The organism is Arthrobacter sp. 4R501 (assembly GCF_002929755.1).
In the GTDB taxonomy this organism is placed as follows: domain Bacteria; phylum Actinomycetota; class Actinomycetes; order Actinomycetales; family Micrococcaceae; genus Arthrobacter.
This window is the reverse complement of sequence record NZ_PJIW01000004.1, coordinates 136,539-151,598: the sequence shown is the minus strand read 5'-3', so window position 1 is coordinate 151,598 and position 15,060 is coordinate 136,539. Positions and strand designations below refer to the sequence as shown.

Annotated in this window: 14 protein-coding genes; 11 read left to right on the top strand and 3 right to left on the bottom strand. The window is 65.5% G+C overall.

Going from position 1 to position 15,060, the window contains the following annotated elements; translation table 11 throughout:
• Window positions 1–126 precede the first annotated feature (126 nt).
• The 6 genes from CXR02_RS05060 to CXR02_RS22280 all read left to right on the top strand — a co-directional run bounded on the left by CXR02_RS05060 (window position 127) and on the right by CXR02_RS22280 (window position 6,315).
• Window positions 127–1,323 carry a 5-(carboxyamino)imidazole ribonucleotide synthase gene (locus CXR02_RS05060; RefSeq protein WP_104060999.1) on the top strand — a complete coding sequence of 399 codons (1,197 nt, stop codon included), beginning with the start codon at window positions 127–129 and terminating at the stop codon, window positions 1,321–1,323.
• Window positions 1,320–1,898, top strand: coding sequence for a 5-(carboxyamino)imidazole ribonucleotide mutase (gene purE / locus CXR02_RS05055; protein ID WP_104060998.1), 579 nt, complete (start codon window positions 1,320–1,322; stop codon window positions 1,896–1,898). The genes CXR02_RS05060 and purE overlap by 4 nt, the downstream gene beginning before the upstream one ends.
• A 10-nt stretch (window positions 1,899–1,908) precedes the next feature.
• Window positions 1,909–3,555, top strand: coding sequence for an LCP family protein (locus CXR02_RS05050; RefSeq protein WP_104061089.1), 1,647 nt, complete (start codon window positions 1,909–1,911; stop codon window positions 3,553–3,555).
• Between the two features lie 79 nt (window positions 3,556–3,634).
• Complete coding sequence (manA, locus tag CXR02_RS05045; RefSeq protein WP_104060997.1) at window positions 3,635–4,885, top strand: mannose-6-phosphate isomerase, class I; 1,251 nt, start codon at window positions 3,635–3,637, stop codon at window positions 4,883–4,885.
• A gap of 3 nt (window positions 4,886–4,888) precedes the next feature.
• Complete coding sequence (locus CXR02_RS05040; protein WP_104060996.1) at window positions 4,889–5,863, top strand: peptidoglycan bridge formation glycyltransferase FemA/FemB family protein; 975 nt, start codon at window positions 4,889–4,891, stop codon at window positions 5,861–5,863.
• A 299-nt stretch (window positions 5,864–6,162) separates the two neighbouring features.
• Window positions 6,163–6,315, top strand: coding sequence for a hypothetical protein (locus CXR02_RS22280; RefSeq protein WP_181037122.1), 153 nt, complete (start codon window positions 6,163–6,165; stop codon window positions 6,313–6,315).
• Between the two features lie 531 nt (window positions 6,316–6,846).
• On the opposite strand, the gene glpX is transcribed toward CXR02_RS22280, so the two are convergent.
• Window positions 6,847–7,869 (bottom strand): class II fructose-bisphosphatase, encoded by a 1,023-nt coding sequence (glpX, locus tag CXR02_RS05030; RefSeq protein ID WP_181037131.1) that lies wholly within the window; start codon window positions 7,867–7,869, stop codon window positions 6,847–6,849.
• Window positions 7,870–8,088: 219 nt separating this feature from the next.
• On the opposite strand from glpX, the gene CXR02_RS05025 reads away from it, so the two are divergent.
• The 3 genes from CXR02_RS05025 (at window position 8,089) to CXR02_RS05015 (ending at window position 10,891) form a co-directional block, all read left to right on the top strand.
• Entirely contained in the window at window positions 8,089–8,769 is a 681-nt protein-coding gene (locus CXR02_RS05025; RefSeq protein ID WP_104060994.1) for a DUF4245 domain-containing protein, read from the top strand.
• 9 nt (window positions 8,770–8,778) lie between these two features.
• The gene (locus CXR02_RS05020) at window positions 8,779–9,393 is read left to right on the top strand and encodes a carbonic anhydrase (protein WP_104060993.1); all 615 of its coding nucleotides are present in this window, start codon (window positions 8,779–8,781) and stop codon (window positions 9,391–9,393) included.
• A gap of 76 nt (window positions 9,394–9,469) precedes the next feature.
• Window positions 9,470–10,891, top strand: coding sequence for a class II fumarate hydratase (locus CXR02_RS05015; protein WP_104060992.1), 1,422 nt, complete (start codon window positions 9,470–9,472; stop codon window positions 10,889–10,891).
• Window positions 10,892–11,204: 313 nt separating this feature from the next.
• Here the strand turns inward: CXR02_RS05015 and CXR02_RS05010 are convergent, their stop codons facing one another.
• Window positions 11,205–11,762, bottom strand: a complete 558-nt coding sequence (locus tag CXR02_RS05010; RefSeq protein WP_058929652.1) for an A24 family peptidase — start codon at window positions 11,760–11,762, stop codon at window positions 11,205–11,207.
• Between the two features lie 59 nt (window positions 11,763–11,821).
• On the opposite strand from CXR02_RS05010, the gene CXR02_RS05005 reads away from it, so the two are divergent.
• Together CXR02_RS05005 and CXR02_RS05000 are read left to right on the top strand one after the other, a co-directional pair.
• Complete coding sequence (locus CXR02_RS05005) at window positions 11,822–12,616, top strand: hypothetical protein (RefSeq protein WP_104061088.1); 795 nt, start codon at window positions 11,822–11,824, stop codon at window positions 12,614–12,616.
• Between the two features lie 72 nt (window positions 12,617–12,688).
• Complete coding sequence (locus CXR02_RS05000; RefSeq protein WP_104060991.1) at window positions 12,689–13,333, top strand: GNAT family N-acetyltransferase; 645 nt, start codon at window positions 12,689–12,691, stop codon at window positions 13,331–13,333.
• Window positions 13,334–13,581: 248 nt separating this feature from the next.
• Here CXR02_RS05000 and CXR02_RS04995 read toward each other — a convergent pair whose 3' ends face one another.
• A complete protein-coding gene (locus tag CXR02_RS04995) occupies window positions 13,582–15,012 on the bottom strand; it encodes a PhoH family protein (protein ID WP_104060990.1) in 1,431 nt (476 codons plus the stop codon).
• Window positions 15,013–15,060 lie beyond the last annotated feature (48 nt).

Sequence of the window (15,060 nt, the reverse complement as noted above, 5' to 3'; positions counted from 1 at the left end):
ATTTTAGACCCGAAATCGGTGAACCCGCCCCACGAGGAGTGAAGGGTGATCGCGGAAATACCCGAAAAGCGGGCCCTTCGACGTCCCAAAGCCCGGATCCGGTGAGCTTTCTGTAGGCTGGCATATGTGACTTTTCCAGTAATCGGCGTAGTTGGCGGCGGCCAACTCGCGCGCATGATGGCCCCGGCCGCTACCGCCCTTGGCTTTGAACTCCGCGTCCTGGCTGAGGCTGAGGACGGTTCAGCCGTGTCTGCTGTGTCCACTTCACCGGTGGGTGACTACAAGGACCTCCAGACTCTCCTCGACTTCGCGGACGGCCTGGATGTTATGACGTTCGACCACGAACACGTCCCCACGGACCACCTCCGCGCGCTTTTGGCCGCTGGCGTGAATGTCCAGCCTGGTCCGGACGCCCTGGTTAATGCCCAGGACAAACTGGTGATGAGGGCTGCCATCGACAGCCTTGGGCTCCCAAACCCCATCTGGGCTGCTGTCGCTGACGTCGCCGCGCTCGTGGACTTCGGCGAAGAAACGGGTTGGCCGGTTGTCCTCAAGATGCCCCGCGGCGGCTACGACGGAAAGGGCGTGCGGATCATCGACTCCGCCGAGGCCGCCGAAGAGGCTGCTCCGTGGTTCGAGGCCATGAGCCCGCTCCTCGCCGAAGCCAAGGTTGAGTTCAGCCGCGAACTGTCCGCGCTGGTGGCGCGGACCCCGGGCGGCGAAGCGAGAGCCTGGCCGGTGGTGCACACTATCCAGGTGGACGGCGTCTGCGACGAAGTCATCGCCCCTGCCCTGGACATCCCCCTCGAGGTCGCCGCGGCTGCGGAAGACGCGGCACTGCGCGTCGCCACGGAACTGGGCGTCACCGGAGTCATGGCGGCGGAACTATTTGAAACACCGGGCTCCGGCGTCGGCTTCCTGATCAACGAACTCGCCATGCGCCCCCACAACACCGGCCACTGGACCCAGGACGGTTCGGTTACCAGCCAGTTTGAGCAGCACCTGCGGGCGGTCCTGGACCTGCCGCTGGGTGCCACCGACATCCTGGGCCCGGTAGTGGTCATGAAAAACTTCCTGGGCGGCGACAACCAGGATCTGTTTTCCGCCTACCCGGCCGCCCTCGCCAGCGAGCCGGCCGCCAAGGTCCACTGCTACGGAAAATCAGTGCGTCCGGGACGCAAGATTGGCCATGTCAACCTCGTAGGGACCTCCACGGATGATGTGGACTCGGTCCGGCAACGCGCAACCCGGGTGGCGGCCATCATCCGCGACGGCCGGGTTCCCACCGAAGAATCAGCACGGATTTCCGAGGAGAACGCATGACCACCGAAACCACCACCGGCACCGCCCCCCATCCCATCGTTGGGCTGGTCATGGGCTCAGACTCGGATTGGCCGGTCATGGAGGCCGCCGCGGATGCATTGGCTGAGTTCGGCATCCCCTTTGAAGCCGATGTAGTCTCCGCACACCGGATGCCCGCCGAAATGATCCGGTACGGCCAGACCGCCCACGAACGCGGGCTGCGGGTCATCATCGCGGGCGCCGGCGGGGCTGCCCACCTTCCCGGCATGCTGGCAAGCGTGACTCCCTTGCCCGTTATTGGCGTCCCGGTCCCGCTGAAGACCCTGGACGGCATGGATTCCCTCCTCTCCATCGTGCAAATGCCGGCCGGCGTTCCCGTAGCCACCGTGTCCATCGCCGGTGCCCGGAACGCAGGCCTGCTAGCAGTCCGGATCCTCGCGTCGGGCACAGACGAACTGGCAGCCACGCTCCGCGCCGACCTCCTGGACTTCGCCCAGGAACTGAACGACGTCGCCACCCGCAAGGGAGCCAACCTCAGGCAGAAAGTCAGCGAAGTCTTCGCCGACGGTAATGGTGTTCTCCGGGGCAGCCGTTAAGGAACCGGACATGTCCAGAAGCGAACCACAGCAGCCAGCAACCGGCAAGGTCATGACTGATCCCGTCCGGTATCCGTCCAGCGCCTCCGTGCCCGTCCGGACCAAACGGGGCTTTGCCCTGGTCCTGATGACACTTCTGGTGCCCGGCAGCGCCCAGATTGTGGCCGGCGACCGCAAGCTCGGTCGGATTGCCCTGCGCGTCACCCTGGCCGCCTGGGCTTTGCTGGCGGTCACCCTGCTGCTGCTGGTTGTGAACCGGTCGCTCCTGATTAACATCCTCACCAATCAGTTTGCCTCGCTGGTGATCATCCTCGTCCTGGTGGCCCTGGCGCTCGGATGGGCGTTCCTTTTCATCAACACCCTCCGGCTGATCCGCCCCGTTCTGCTGGCACCTGCGGCGCGTCCCGCCGTCGGCATTGCCCTGGTCCTTGCCCTGGTTCTGAGCAGCGGCACGCTTGGATATGCCGCGTACCTGCTGAACGTGGGCCGCAACGCCATTGGCAATATCTTCGCGGGGGGGCCAACGATCGATCCCGTGGACGGCCGCTACAACTTCCTGATGATGGGTGGTGACGCCGGCGATGACCGCACTGGCCGTCGCCCGGACAGCCTCTCCGTGCTCAGCGTCGACGCCAAGAGCGGCCAGACCGCCATCATCTCGGTACCCCGCAACCTCCAGAACGCCCAGTTCAGCGAGGACTCCCCCATGCGGAAGATCTACCCGGACGGTTACGACTGCGGCGATGTGTGCCTGATCAATGCCATCAACACCGAGGTGACGAACGACTACGCCGACCTCTACCCGGGTGTAGACGACCCCGGCGCGCAGGCGACTCTCGAGGCAGTCTCAGGAACGCTGGGCATTACTGTCCAGGCGTACGTCCTGGTGGATATGGCGGGCTTCGCCAAACTCATTGACGCGATGGGAGGCATCAAGATCAAAGCCGGCGGCTGGGTTCCGATGAGCGGTTACTTCGACGAGATTACCCGCACCCATGGCATGCCGTTGGGCTGGATTCCTGCCGGTGAACAAACACTCGATGGCGAGCACGCCCTTTGGTACGGCCGGTCCCGCGAATACGTCGACGACTATTCCCGGATCCAGCGTCAGCAGTGTGTCCAGCAGGCCATGCTGAAGCAACTGGACCCTGCCACGCTGCTGTCCAAATTCGAGGACATCGCCAGCGCAGGCACCAAGGTTGTGGAGTCCAACATTTCCTCGTCCCAGCTGGGCAGCTTTGTGGATCTCGCCATGAAGGCCAAGGGGCAGGAGGTCAAGCGGCTCACCATCGGCCCGCCCGACTTCGACGCGTCCTTCTCCACGGTGCCTGACTTTGACATCATCCACGCCAAGGTGGGCCAGCTGCTGGCATCAGCTTCGGGCCCACAGGCTGCCGCACCCGTTGACAGCATGGTGCAGGCATCAAGCGTCGGCGGAGGCCTGCAGGCGTCCTCGCCATTGCTGCCGGCTGCCGGCCTGCCAGCCGGGTTGGCCGCGCAGCAAACCCCGCCGCCGTCGTCGGACTTCACCCCCGTGACTACAACGCCCGACGGCGAACCGATCACCGAGGAACTGCTGAACCAGCTCAAGCGCGAGGGTAACGAGGAAGCTATCCGCCAACTCGTGGCCACCAACGGACAGTGCGCGCCGCAGTAGGCTCCCGCTGCCGTCCTGACTGCATAGAACCCTGACCGCGTAGAACCACCGAACCGAAAACCAAGAACGGACACTGGCTGTGTACGAAATTGAGAACGTCCTCCGCGACTACGCTTGGGGATCCACCACCGCCATCGCCGGGCTGCTGGGACGGCCCGAGTCCGGCGGGCCGGAAGCCGAACTCTGGATCGGCGCCCACCCCGGCGCCCCCTCGATGGCCCGCCGGGTGGACGGCTCCGTGGCACCGCTGGATGCCTTGATTGCCGAAGATCCGGAGCACTTCCTGGGCAGCGAATCTGTGGCCGAGTTTGGCCCGCGGCTCCCGTTCCTGACCAAGATCCTTGCCGCCGCGCTGCCGTTGTCCCTCCAGGTCCATCCCAGCATCGAACAGGCGAAAGCGGGATTCGCCCGGGAGAATGCTGAAGGCATTGCGCCCGATGCCGCGCACCGCAACTACCGCGATGACAACCACAAGCCCGAAATGATCTTTGCGCTGACGCCGTTCGAAGCGTTGTGCGGGTTCCGGGCGCCGGCTGCAACCCGGAAGATTCTGCTACACCTTGCCGCCTGCTTCGACCTGGTGGAATCCGGGGTCCCGCCCCTGCTCGTGGAGCTGCTTGAGGTCATGGAGAACCCGGACGAGGGCGCCGGCCTCAGGAGCGCCTTCGAGCGCCTGATCACGGGCGGCGAAGACGTCTCCCACACCACAGCCATGGTGGCCGCGGCCCTGATCTCCGGCGCTCCGCTGGCACCGTACCAAGCGGAACTGTCCACGGTCATCAGCCTCAACGAGAAGTACCCGGGCGATCCCGGCGTGCTGATTTCGCTGCTGCTGAACAGGATTTCGCTTGCCCCCGGCGAGGCCGTCTACCTCCCCGCGGGCAACGTGCACGCATACCTGCACGGCTTGGGTGTTGAAGTCATGGCGTCCTCGGACAACGTGCTCCGCGGCGGGCTGACGCCGAAGTACATCGATGTGCCCGAGCTGCTGCGGACCATCGAATTCCAGCCGGTGGCCGTGCCCATGCTCACGCCGGAATTCTCCGGCCTTGGCCAGGAGCTCTACCAGCCGCCCTTCCGGGAGTTCCAGCTTCAGCGGATCGAACTGGCACCCGGCGCGGAGCCGGTGCCGCTGGCCCAGGCGGGTGCCGTCGTCGTTATTGTTGTTGCCGGATCGGTGTATCTCGATTCGCCCAAGGGCGACCTCCAGCTGGCCCGCGGGGGCAGTGCTTTCCTTCCCGCCGCGGAAGCACCGGTCAATGTCCACCCGGTGGCCGGTGCCGAGTCCCCTGCCGTTGCCTTCGCCGTGACCACATCCCTGAAGGCCTGAGCCGTGGAATTCTTCCTGCAGACGCCTGCCTGGGCGGATGTCCAGTCGTCGCTGGGCCGCACAGTCCATCAGCAGTCCGGCCCGGGCTGGAGCTTCCTGGCCGTCGAGGAGAAAAACCCGGCCGGAACGGTCCTCTACGCCCCCTATGGGCCGGTGGCATCCTCCGCGGAGGCGTTCGACGGCGCCCTGGCCGCCCTGGTGGCAACGGCCAGATCGTGCGGCGCTGTGTTTGTCCGGATTGAGCCGGTGTCCGTCGGGCTTAACATGCCGGCCGCCACGGAACTCAGCCGGCGCGGCTTGCAGCCGGCACCCGTGAACCAGCAGCCTGAACTCAGCTGGATCGTGGACCTCGAAGGTGACTTCAAGGATGTCCTCGCCGCGATGAAGCCCGTGAACCGGAACCTCTACCGGAACATCCACAAGAAGGGCGTCACGTTCCGGGCGTCGCAGAACCCGGACGACATCAGTATCCTGCTGGACTTCCTGCACATGACGGCCCGGCGGAATGGCTTCAAGCCGCAGAGCGACGAGTACCTGACGCAAGTGGCAGCCTCCCTGATGCCCGCGGGCGCAGCCACCATGTTCATCGCCGAACTGCACGGCGAGCCGATCGCCGCGGCCTTGGCCTACGATTCCGCGGACACGCGGACCTACGCCCACGCAGCCTTGGATGACACTCACCGCAAGCTCAGCGCGGGCATCCCGCTCCTGGTGACCTTGATGGCGGACGCCAAGGACCGCGGTCTGAAACACGTGGACCTGTGGGGTGTCGCGCCCGCGGACCAGCCCAACCACAAATGGGCGGGATTCACCGCGTTCAAGAAGTCCTTCGGCGGCCGCGAGGTGGAGTACCCGGGCACCTGGGACCTCCCCGTTCAAAAGCTCCGGTACAACGCGTACCAGCTGGCCCGCAAGCTGCGCGACAAGCTTCGCGCCCTCCGCTCCCGCTCCGCGCGCCCAGCGCGAACGGACACTTAAGCCCCTCACCCCCGCGCGAACTGGCAGCTAATACCCTCAAATCCGAGTTTGAGGTCATCAGCTGCCAGTTCGTTCTCACCCGGTGCGGGCCGACGAACCGCTCAGGACCGCCCGCACTTTTTCGACGACGAAGGGCCGATCCCCTTCAAAGTCACTCTTCTGGACACGGATTTCTCGCCAGCCCAGACCCTCAGTCAGGCCCTGCCGCTTGATATCGCGGCGGTACTGGTCACGGAGTCTGCCCCCACCCTGATCAGATCCAAGGCTAACCTCGCCGTTTTCACCCCGCGCATTCCCGGATGCTGACCCACAAGGTGCCTCAGGTCGGCAACAGTTGCCAGCGGCTTCCGTGGCACCGGGAAGTCATCTCCATGGCTGACGACTATGGAGTCACCGGCCGCGACAAGGTCGTTGAGGTCCAGCATGGTGGCCAGGTCGAGCCGGTGACGTGAGCCGGACGCCGTCGGACGAAATGACCTCGCCGGGCTTGAACGACAACTGGTGACCCACAACGTTCCTGCGGCGCGGCTTCCAGCCGTCTGAAGGACGGGCTATGTGGATCCTCCAGTCCTGCTCCAGCCAAGCCGGGAGGCATACTCCGCAAATTCGCGCGCTGGTGGAGTGCGTCAGGACGCAACTGGGGTCAAGGCGGCTGTAGGCGCGGATGTTATCTGCGACACTTCCCGTGCTGTCCAGCGCCAGTCTAATGCCGCGTGAGGGCGTTAATATGCCCTCCCTGCTCAGCTGTCTCCGAGTGAGGCCCAGGGCCTCTGCATCGGCAAGAAGAAATGATCCGTGCGGGAGCTGAGGAGGCATGGGCGTCCGGGACATGCTCCATTGTGGACCGATTCCGGCCTGCGGTTTGCGTTATCCACAGGCTGGGTTATCTGCTGAAACGCGAACTGGCAGCTGATGACGCCAAATCAGGAATTTGGGGTCATTAGCTGCCAGTTCGCGCAGGAGTACGCGGGGTGAAGAACCTGCTAGTTCTTGCGGGCGTAGCCTTCCCACTTGCTGGCCTGGTGCTCGCCGTCGACAAAGCGGATGGTGCCGGACTTGGAACGCATCACGATGGACTGCGTGAGGACCTTGTCCTTGGAGTAGCGGACGCCCTTGAGGAGGTCTCCGTCGGTGATGCCCGTGGCCGCGAAGTAGCAGTTGTCGCTGGACACGAGGTCGTTGGTGGACAGCACGCGGTCCAGGTCGTGGCCGGCGTCGATCGCCTTCTGCTTTTCGTCGTCGCTGGTGGGCCACAGCCGGCCCTGGATAACGCCGCCGAGTGACTTGATGGCGCAGGCTGCAACGATGCCTTCCGGGGTGCCGCCGATGCCCATGAGGGCGTCGACGCCGGTGCCGGAGCGGGCTGCGGCAATGGCGCCGGCAACGTCGCCGTCCATGATGAACTTGGTGCGCGCACCGGCTTCGCGGATCTCTTCGACCAGGGGGCGGTGGCGGTCGCGGTCAAGGATCATGACGTTGAGCTGGTTGACCTTCACGCCCTTCGCCTTGGCGATCAGGTGCAGGTTCTGCTTGACCGGCAGGCGGAGGTCCACCATATCGGCGGCTTCCGGGCCGGTGACGAGCTTCTCCATGTAGAACACGGCGGACGGATCGAACATGGAGCCGCGCTCCGCCACGGCGAGGACCGCCAGGGCGTTGTTGATGCCCAGGGCCGTCAGGCGGGTGCCGTCGATCGGGTCCACGGCAACGTCGCACTCAGGACCGGTGCCGTCGCCAACATGTTCGCCGTTGAACAGCATGGGGGCTTCGTCTTTTTCGCCTTCGCCGATGACCACAACGCCGTTGAAGTGGACCGTGTGAAGGAAGGAGCGCATGGCGTCAACGGCGGCGCCGTCGGCTTTGTTCTTGTCGCCGAAGCCAACCCAGTGGCCGCCGGCGATGGCCGCGGCCTCGGTGACGCGGACAAGTTCAAGGGCGAGGTTGCGGTCTGGCTCGTCGATGCCCACAGCCAGGGAGGGGGAAATCGTGGAGTACTGCTGGGTCATAGGCGCTGGTGACACGTGAACCTCTTCTTCGAGTGGCGATCATTGGACCCGCTCGGCCGGATTCAGCCGGTGCGGTGATTCCTCTGGTACTGATCATAGTCGTGGCAGCGCCTCCGGGGTGTGGCATGACGCAGTCCTGCAACATGGACCTTGAGCCTCCCCACTCCCCCCGACTGTGAGTTGCGCGTAAACATGGGCGACTATAGAGGGGTGAGTGAAATGCAGGAAAAAACCAGCCCCGGGCCCGACCCCTCCGACTCTGGAGCTAAAGGCGACAGCGCCGGTACGGCCGACGCAGCCCCTGTCCGCCCAGTAATCCCGGCCGCCGCGGCGAAGCGCGCCAATGCCTCCGTGATCGGCATGATCGTTGCCCTGGTGGTCAGCATCGCCGCCTTCCTGCCCATCATCCTGATGAACCCCCTCCCCAAGAGCGACGGATTCCGCCCGAACATCGACGTCGGCGCGGTGGCCCGGAACGCCACGGATGTGGCGGGATTCACACCCGTAACACCGCACACGGGCAAGTCGTTCAGGTCCAACTACGCCCGATGGGAGTCGGGCAGTGGCAGCGGCGTTCCCACGTGGGAAGTTGGCTACCTGACACCGAACGAGTCCTTCATCGGCCTGGTCCAGACCCGCCAGTCCAACCCCACCTGGCTCGTCCAGCAGACCAAGAGCGCTCCCGTGACGGGAACGCGTGCGGCGGGCGGACAGAACTGGGAGCTGCGTGACACCGGCAAAGGCGAGAAGAGCATGGTGCTGAATTACCGCGGAACCACCGTTGTCCTGACGGGAAGCGCCCAGCTGGACGAATTCGCCGAACTCGCCACCGCCGTCGTGCAGTCCATGGACGCCAACCCGGCCGTCACAGTTTCACCGTCAGCCAGCACCGCCCCGTAAAGTAAGCTCGTGGCTACCTACCTGACCCCCGCACTTGCCTGGCGCCGCATGCGCGAAGGCAACGAACGCTTTGTTGCCGGCGAATCGTCCCACCCGAACCAGGACGCGTCCCGCCGGTCGTCGCTGGTGGAAAACCAGCACCCGTTTGCCGTGATCTTCGGCTGCTCGGACTCCCGGCTCGCCGCGGAGATTATCTTCGACCTCGGCCTGGGGGACGCCTTCGTGGTCCGCACCGCCGGCCAGGTAATTGACGACGCCGTATTGGGCTCCCTGGAGTACAGCATCAGCGTGCTGGGGGTGCCCCTGATCGTGGTGCTGGGGCATGACAGCTGCGGCGCCGTCAGTGCCACCAAGTCCGCAGTGGACACCGGCAACATGCCGGTGGGCTTTATGCGGGACCTGGTGGAGCGCATCACGCCTTCTGTCCTGACGTCCATGCGGAACGGCGAGCACGAGATCAACGACATGGTGGTGGAGCACGTCAAGCAGACGTCCAAGCGCCTGGTGGACAGCTCCCGTGTGATTTCGGCCGCAATCGAGGACGGCCGCGCCGCGGTGATCGGCCTTTCCTACAGCCTCGCCGAGGGCCACGCCAACGTGGTTTCCGGGATCGGCGAGGTCTAGGCCCAGCCCGAATCAGTGCCCGTAGCATGCGGTTCACGGTTTTAGTCCGGGCCCCCGATCGCCCTAAGCTAGCCCCATGACTTCCACTGAAGAATTCCGCATTGAACACGACACGATGGGCGAAGTCCGCGTCCCCGTGAACGCCCTGTACCGTGCACAGACGCAGCGTGCAGTTGAAAACTTCCCCATCTCCGGCAAGACCCTGGAACGCGCGCACATCGAGGCGCTGGCCCGGGTCAAGAAGGCTGCCGCGCAGGCCAACGCAGAACTTGGGGTGCTCGACGGCGAGCTGGCCAAGGCGATCGCTGCGGCTGCCGATGAGGTAGCTGCCGGCAAGTACGACGGCGACTTCCCCATCGACGTCTTCCAGACCGGTTCCGGCACGTCCTCGAACATGAACATGAACGAGGTCCTCGCCGAGCTGGCCACGCGCGCCCTCAAAGCCGCCGGGAGTGACAAAGTTGTCCACCCGAACGACCACGTCAACGCCTCACAGTCCTCCAACGACGTCTTCCCCACCTCGGTCCACGTCGCCGCCACCTCGGCCCTGATCAACGACCTCATCCCGGCGCTCGGCTACCTGGCCGAGTCGCTGGAGCGCAAGGCCGTGGAGTTCAAGGACGTCGTCAAGTCCGGCCGCACCCACCTCATGGACGCCACCCCGGTGACGCTCGGCCAGGAGTTCGGCGGCTACGCAGCCCAGGTCCGCTACGGCATCGAGCGCATCAACGCCGCCCTGCCCCGTGTTGCCGAAGTTCCGCTCGGCGGCACCGCGGTGGGCACCGGTATCAACACCCCGGCCGGCTTCCCGGAACGTGTCATCGAACTGCTCGCCACGGACACCGGCCTGCCGCTGACCGAGGCCCGCGACCACTTCGAGGCCCAGGCCAACCGCGACGGCCTCATCGAAGGCTCCAGCCAGCTGCGCAACATCGCGATCTCCTTCATGAAGATCAACAATGACCTCCGCTGGATGGGCTCCGGCCCCAACACCGGCCTCGGCGAAATCGCCATCCCGGACCTGCAGCCGGGCTCCTCGATCATGCCGGGCAAGGTCAACCCGGTCATCTGCGAGGCGTCCATCATGGTGTGCGCCCAGGTCATCGGCAACGACACCGCCATCGCTTGGTCCGGCACCAACGGCGCCTTCGAGCTCAACGTGGGCATCCCCGTGATGGCCGCCAACCTGCTCGAGTCCATCCGCCTGCTGGCCAACACCAGCCGCGTCATGGCGGACAAGATGATCGACGGCATCACCGCCAACGTGGAGCGCGCCCGCTTCCTGGCCGAGGCCTCCCCCTCGATCGTGACTCCGCTGAACAAGTACATCGGCTACGAGAACGCGGCCAAAATCGCCAAGAAGGCCGTGGCCGAGGGCCTCACCATCCGTGAGACCGTCGTGGCCATGGGCTTCCTGGAGCGCGGCGAAGTCACCGAAGAGCAGCTGGACACCGCGCTGGACGTAATGTCCATGACGCGCCCGCCGCACAAGGCGTAAATAAAGCACGACGGCGGCCGCCCACCTTCATCACGAAGGCGGGCGGCCGCCGTCGTTCTTTAAGCGGGCACCTGGCCCTGTTGGAGGACGGATCGGAGAAGGAGCCCATTGCCGTCCCGGACGCCGCGGACAGCCTGAAGGACGACGCGGGCGAGCTGGTCTCCCAGCGCCGCTGAACGGCGTCGCAAGGCTATAAGCCATAGCGGCGGAAGCCGCAGTAAAAAGCCTGCAGGGGCGCCGCGATCTTGGGGGTTGCGGCGCCCCTGTTGTTTTCGTCGCGCCTGCGGACCGGGGCCGCAAGTGTCCTCTCGCGCTAAGCGGGCAGGAGCATGGCGGCAGTGGCGCCGGCGAGCATAAACGGGCCGAACGGGATGGAAGACTTCAAGGTGCCGCGGCGGGCCGCCAGCAGGGCCATGGACCAGAGGCCCCCCAGCAGGAAAGCCGCGAAGGTCCCGGCAAAAACGTGCCCCCAGCCGAGATAGCCAAGGTACATCCCCAGGACGCCGGCCAGCTTCACGTCGCCAAAGCCCATGCCGGGCGGGTAAACCATCCGCAGGACAAAATAGAAGGCCCACAGCACCGCGCCCCCGGCCAGGATGCGAAGCGCCGGGATCCCCAGTAGCTCGGCGGCACCGTCGGGTGACCCCACGAGCGCGGCAGGACCGGCGATCACGTGCACCAAGGCCGCCGCGAGCAACAGAACCCCCGCCACACCGTAGGACGGGAAGACAATCCGGTTGGGCAGCAGATGGTGGCGAACGTCAATCACCGTCAGCCGGGCCGCCATAACCAAAAAGTAGGCACATGCGGCCAGCACCAGCCAGAACGCCAGCGGGGTGGCGTCCCACAGTCCATCGAGTCGTCGGATCACCTCTCGGATGCTACTGGATTCGCGCGCCGCACCGCAGAGCCCACGCGTAAACTGTGGATATGTCGACATGGGACACTAGGCGCCGGCCGGATCCGGAAGGCAGCGCCGCCGCTGCAGACCTGAGCACCATGTTCCGGAACCTTTGCCGGTCTTCCCCCTGGAAATGGCAGTCACTGCGCTTTGAATACTGGGATGAACCGTCTTCCGACGTCCCCGACCCGTCCGCTCCCCTGGTCCGCGCCTGGCTGCGCCGGCCCGGGGCGCTGCGCCTGGAAACCGCCGACCGGCTTGTCCTCCACAGCACCACCGGCATCAACGATTCCAAGGACGGGTTGTACGTCAGCGCCACCCGGAAGTCCTGGCTCCTGCCGCCCCACCTCGTAGCGCCCGTTTACGACGACGGCGGCCTGGTCAGGCGCCGGCCGGAGGCAGCATACGGCGAACCGGGCTTCGGGAACGGCCGTTTCTCGGCTGCCCTCGATCCCGTGGAACTCGCCGGGAACGCACCGGTCCCCATTGAGTTCCCGGGCACCAACGCCGTGGAGATCGATACCGTGCGCCGCGTGGATCACGATGGCCGGCCGGCGCTGGAGGCAACCGTGACGCCTACGGCGTCCTACCATCCAGCGGATCCCGCCGCTCCGCTCTGCCTGCCCGGCAGCAACCGGGTGCGGATCGACCTGGAAACCGGCGTCTGCGTGGCCAGCCAGTCAATGGAAGCGGCAACCCCGGATTACGGGCACTGGATCCGGATCCTCGCGGTGGACGAATACATGCTGGACGACCTGTTCGTGGCCGAGTCCATGAACCTTACGGACGTCCGCCGCCACATCAGCTGGGACATCCGCGCCTGATCACAGTTCCTGGTCCAGGCATCACCGGCGTTTGACAGACTCCCGTGGCCTGCCCTGGGCTAGGCTTCCCTGATGACCGCGCTGACTTCCATCTGGCCCCTCTTCGGCCTCGAGCTGACCACACCCCGACTGGTACTGCGTCCCATCGCCGACGCCGATATTCCCGCCGCAGTTGCAGCGGCCGCCAGCGGAGTCCACGAACCCGGCCGGAGCCCCTTCAGCACTCCGTGGACGGAACTGCCGGCGGAAGCATTAGGGCACAACATGGCGCAGTGGTACTGGCGCTGCCGCGGCCAGGCCACACCCGAGGACTGGACCCTGCTCCTGGGCATCTGGTACCAGGACGAATTCATCGGCTGCCAGGACATCGGTGCCAAGGACTTTTCCACCCTCAAGACCGTCAGCACCGGCTCCTGGCTCAAGCAGTCCCTCCACGGCCAAGGGCTCGGCTCGGAGATGCGGGCCGCCGTCGCGCTTTACGCGTTCGACTGGCTCGGCGCCGAAGTGGCCGAATCCGAAGCCGCCGCCTGGAACGCCGCCTCCCTGGGCGTGTCCCGCTCCCTCGGCTACGAACTCAACGGCACCAACAGGCAATCCTGGGGCGGCAAGGCCGTCGAAGTCCAAAAAGTGCGCCTCACCCCCGCAACCTTCAAACGCCCCGACTGGACCCTCCAGGTTACCGGCCACGAGGCCGCAGCCAAGTTCCTCGGGGCGTAGCGCTGCTCGGGCAGGGTAGCCGTGGTTCGGTCCGTCAGGCTCCGGCCCTTCTCCGTCGCTTAGACACGACGCAAAAGGGCCCCGTCGGTCGCTGAGCGACCTCCAGGGCCCGATGCGCCGCGATGCGCTCCTACGAGAAGGACCGCTGCCCGACGTGTGCGCCGGTCAGCCTTCCGGCAGCGTGCGTCAGAGGCGACGAAGGAGCCAGCACGCCGAGGAAGGGTGACCGGCGCACACACCCCATCGGCCTATATCTCGGCGCCTTCGAGGAGCTCTGTTACCAGGGCTGCGATGGGTGACCTTTCGGAGCGGGTCAGGGTGATGTGGCCGAAGAGGGGGTGTCCTTTCAGGGTTTCAACGACGGCAGCGATTCCGTCGTGCCGGCCTACGCGGAGGTTGTCACGCTGGGCGACGTCGTGGGTGAGGACGATCTTGGAGTTCTGGCCGATGCGGCTCATCACGGTGAGGAGGACGTTTTTCTCGAGTGACTGGGCCTCGTCGACGATCACGAAGGCGTCGTGCAGGGAACGGCCGCGGATGTGGGTCAGCGGCATGACCTCGAGCATGCCGCGGTCCATGACTTCCTCCACGACTTCCTGGCTGACCAGGGCGCCGAGTGTGTCAAAGACCGCCTGGGCCCAGGGGTTCATCTTTTCCGACTCGGAGCCGGGCAGGTAGCCCAGTTCCTGGCCACCCACGGCGTAGAGCGGGCGGAACACGATCACCTTGCGGTGCTCGCGGCGTTCCAGCACCGCTTCCAGGCCGGCACACAGGGCCAGCGCGGATTTGCCGGTGCCGGCCCGTCCGCCAACCGAAACGATTCCGACGGCGGGGTCCATCAGCATGTCGATGGCGAGCCGCTGTTCCGCCGATCGACCGTGGAGCCCGAATACGTCCCGGTCCCCCTTGACCAGCCGCACCTGCTTGTCAGCGCCCACCCGGCCCAGGGCTGAGCCCCGGTTGGAGAGGATCACCAGCCCGGTGTTGACCGGCATTTCCGCGGCCGCGGGAATGAAGACCGGCTCGTGGCCGTACAGGGTGGAAATTTCCTCCTCGCTGGCTTCCACCTCCGCGACGCCGGTCCAGCCCGAATCCTTCACGAGCTCGTTGCGGTATTCGTCGGCAGTAAGTCCCATGGCGGAGGCCTTGACCCGCATGGGGAGATCCTTCGACACCACGGTGACGTTCCGGCCTTCATTGGCCAGGTTCTTGGCCACGGCCAGGATGCGGCTGTCGTTGTCGCCGCTGCGGAAACCCAAGGGGAGCACGTCAGCGGAAATGTGGTTCAGCTCCACCAGGAGGGTGCCGCCCTCGTTTCCGATGGGGATGGGTTTACTCAAGCCACCGTGTTTTACCCGGAGATCATCGAGCAGCCGGAGCGCCTTGCGGGCAAAGTAGCCCAGTTCGGGGTCGTGCCGTTTCCCCTCAAGTTCCGTGATGACAACGATCGGAACAATGACTTCGTGCTCGGCGAAGCGCAGCAGCGCCCGTGGATCCGAGAGCAGGACGGAGGTGTCAATGACAAACGTGCTAATGGTGGCGTCCCTTCCGGAGACAGCAAAACCGGCCGCAGATGTTTCGTCTGCTGCACCGGCTTGTGAGGTGGCTCGCGTGGCGCGAGAGGTAGCTTTCTGTCCCTGGTCAAAAACGGCTTCGGGCAGTTGTTCAGAATTAGCCACATCGACTCCAGCCCCGGGCACGCCCGGAATTGTTATTGGTGAGGCGGC

Excerpts from the sequence above, each read along its gene's own strand:
- CXR02_RS05050 (WP_104061089.1), top strand. The coding sequence starts at position 1,909 with ATGTCCAGAAGCGAACCACAGCAGCCAGCAACCGGCAAGGTCATGACT.
- purE (WP_104060998.1), top strand. The coding sequence starts at position 1,320 with ATGACCACCGAAACCACCACCGGCACCGCCCCCCATCCCATCGTTGGG.
- CXR02_RS05005 (WP_104061088.1), top strand. The coding sequence starts at position 11,822 with ATGTCGACATGGGACACTAGGCGCCGGCCGGATCCGGAAGGCAGCGCC.
- CXR02_RS05015 (WP_104060992.1), top strand. The coding sequence starts at position 9,470 with ATGACTTCCACTGAAGAATTCCGCATTGAACACGACACGATGGGCGAA.
- CXR02_RS05000 (WP_104060991.1), top strand. The coding sequence starts at position 12,689 with ATGACCGCGCTGACTTCCATCTGGCCCCTCTTCGGCCTCGAGCTGACC.
- glpX (WP_181037131.1), bottom strand. The coding sequence starts at position 7,869 with ATGACCCAGCAGTACTCCACGATTTCCCCCTCCCTGGCTGTGGGCATC.
- CXR02_RS22280 (WP_181037122.1), top strand. The coding sequence starts at position 6,163 with ATGCTGACCCACAAGGTGCCTCAGGTCGGCAACAGTTGCCAGCGGCTT.
- CXR02_RS05025 (WP_104060994.1), top strand. The coding sequence starts at position 8,089 with ATGCAGGAAAAAACCAGCCCCGGGCCCGACCCCTCCGACTCTGGAGCT.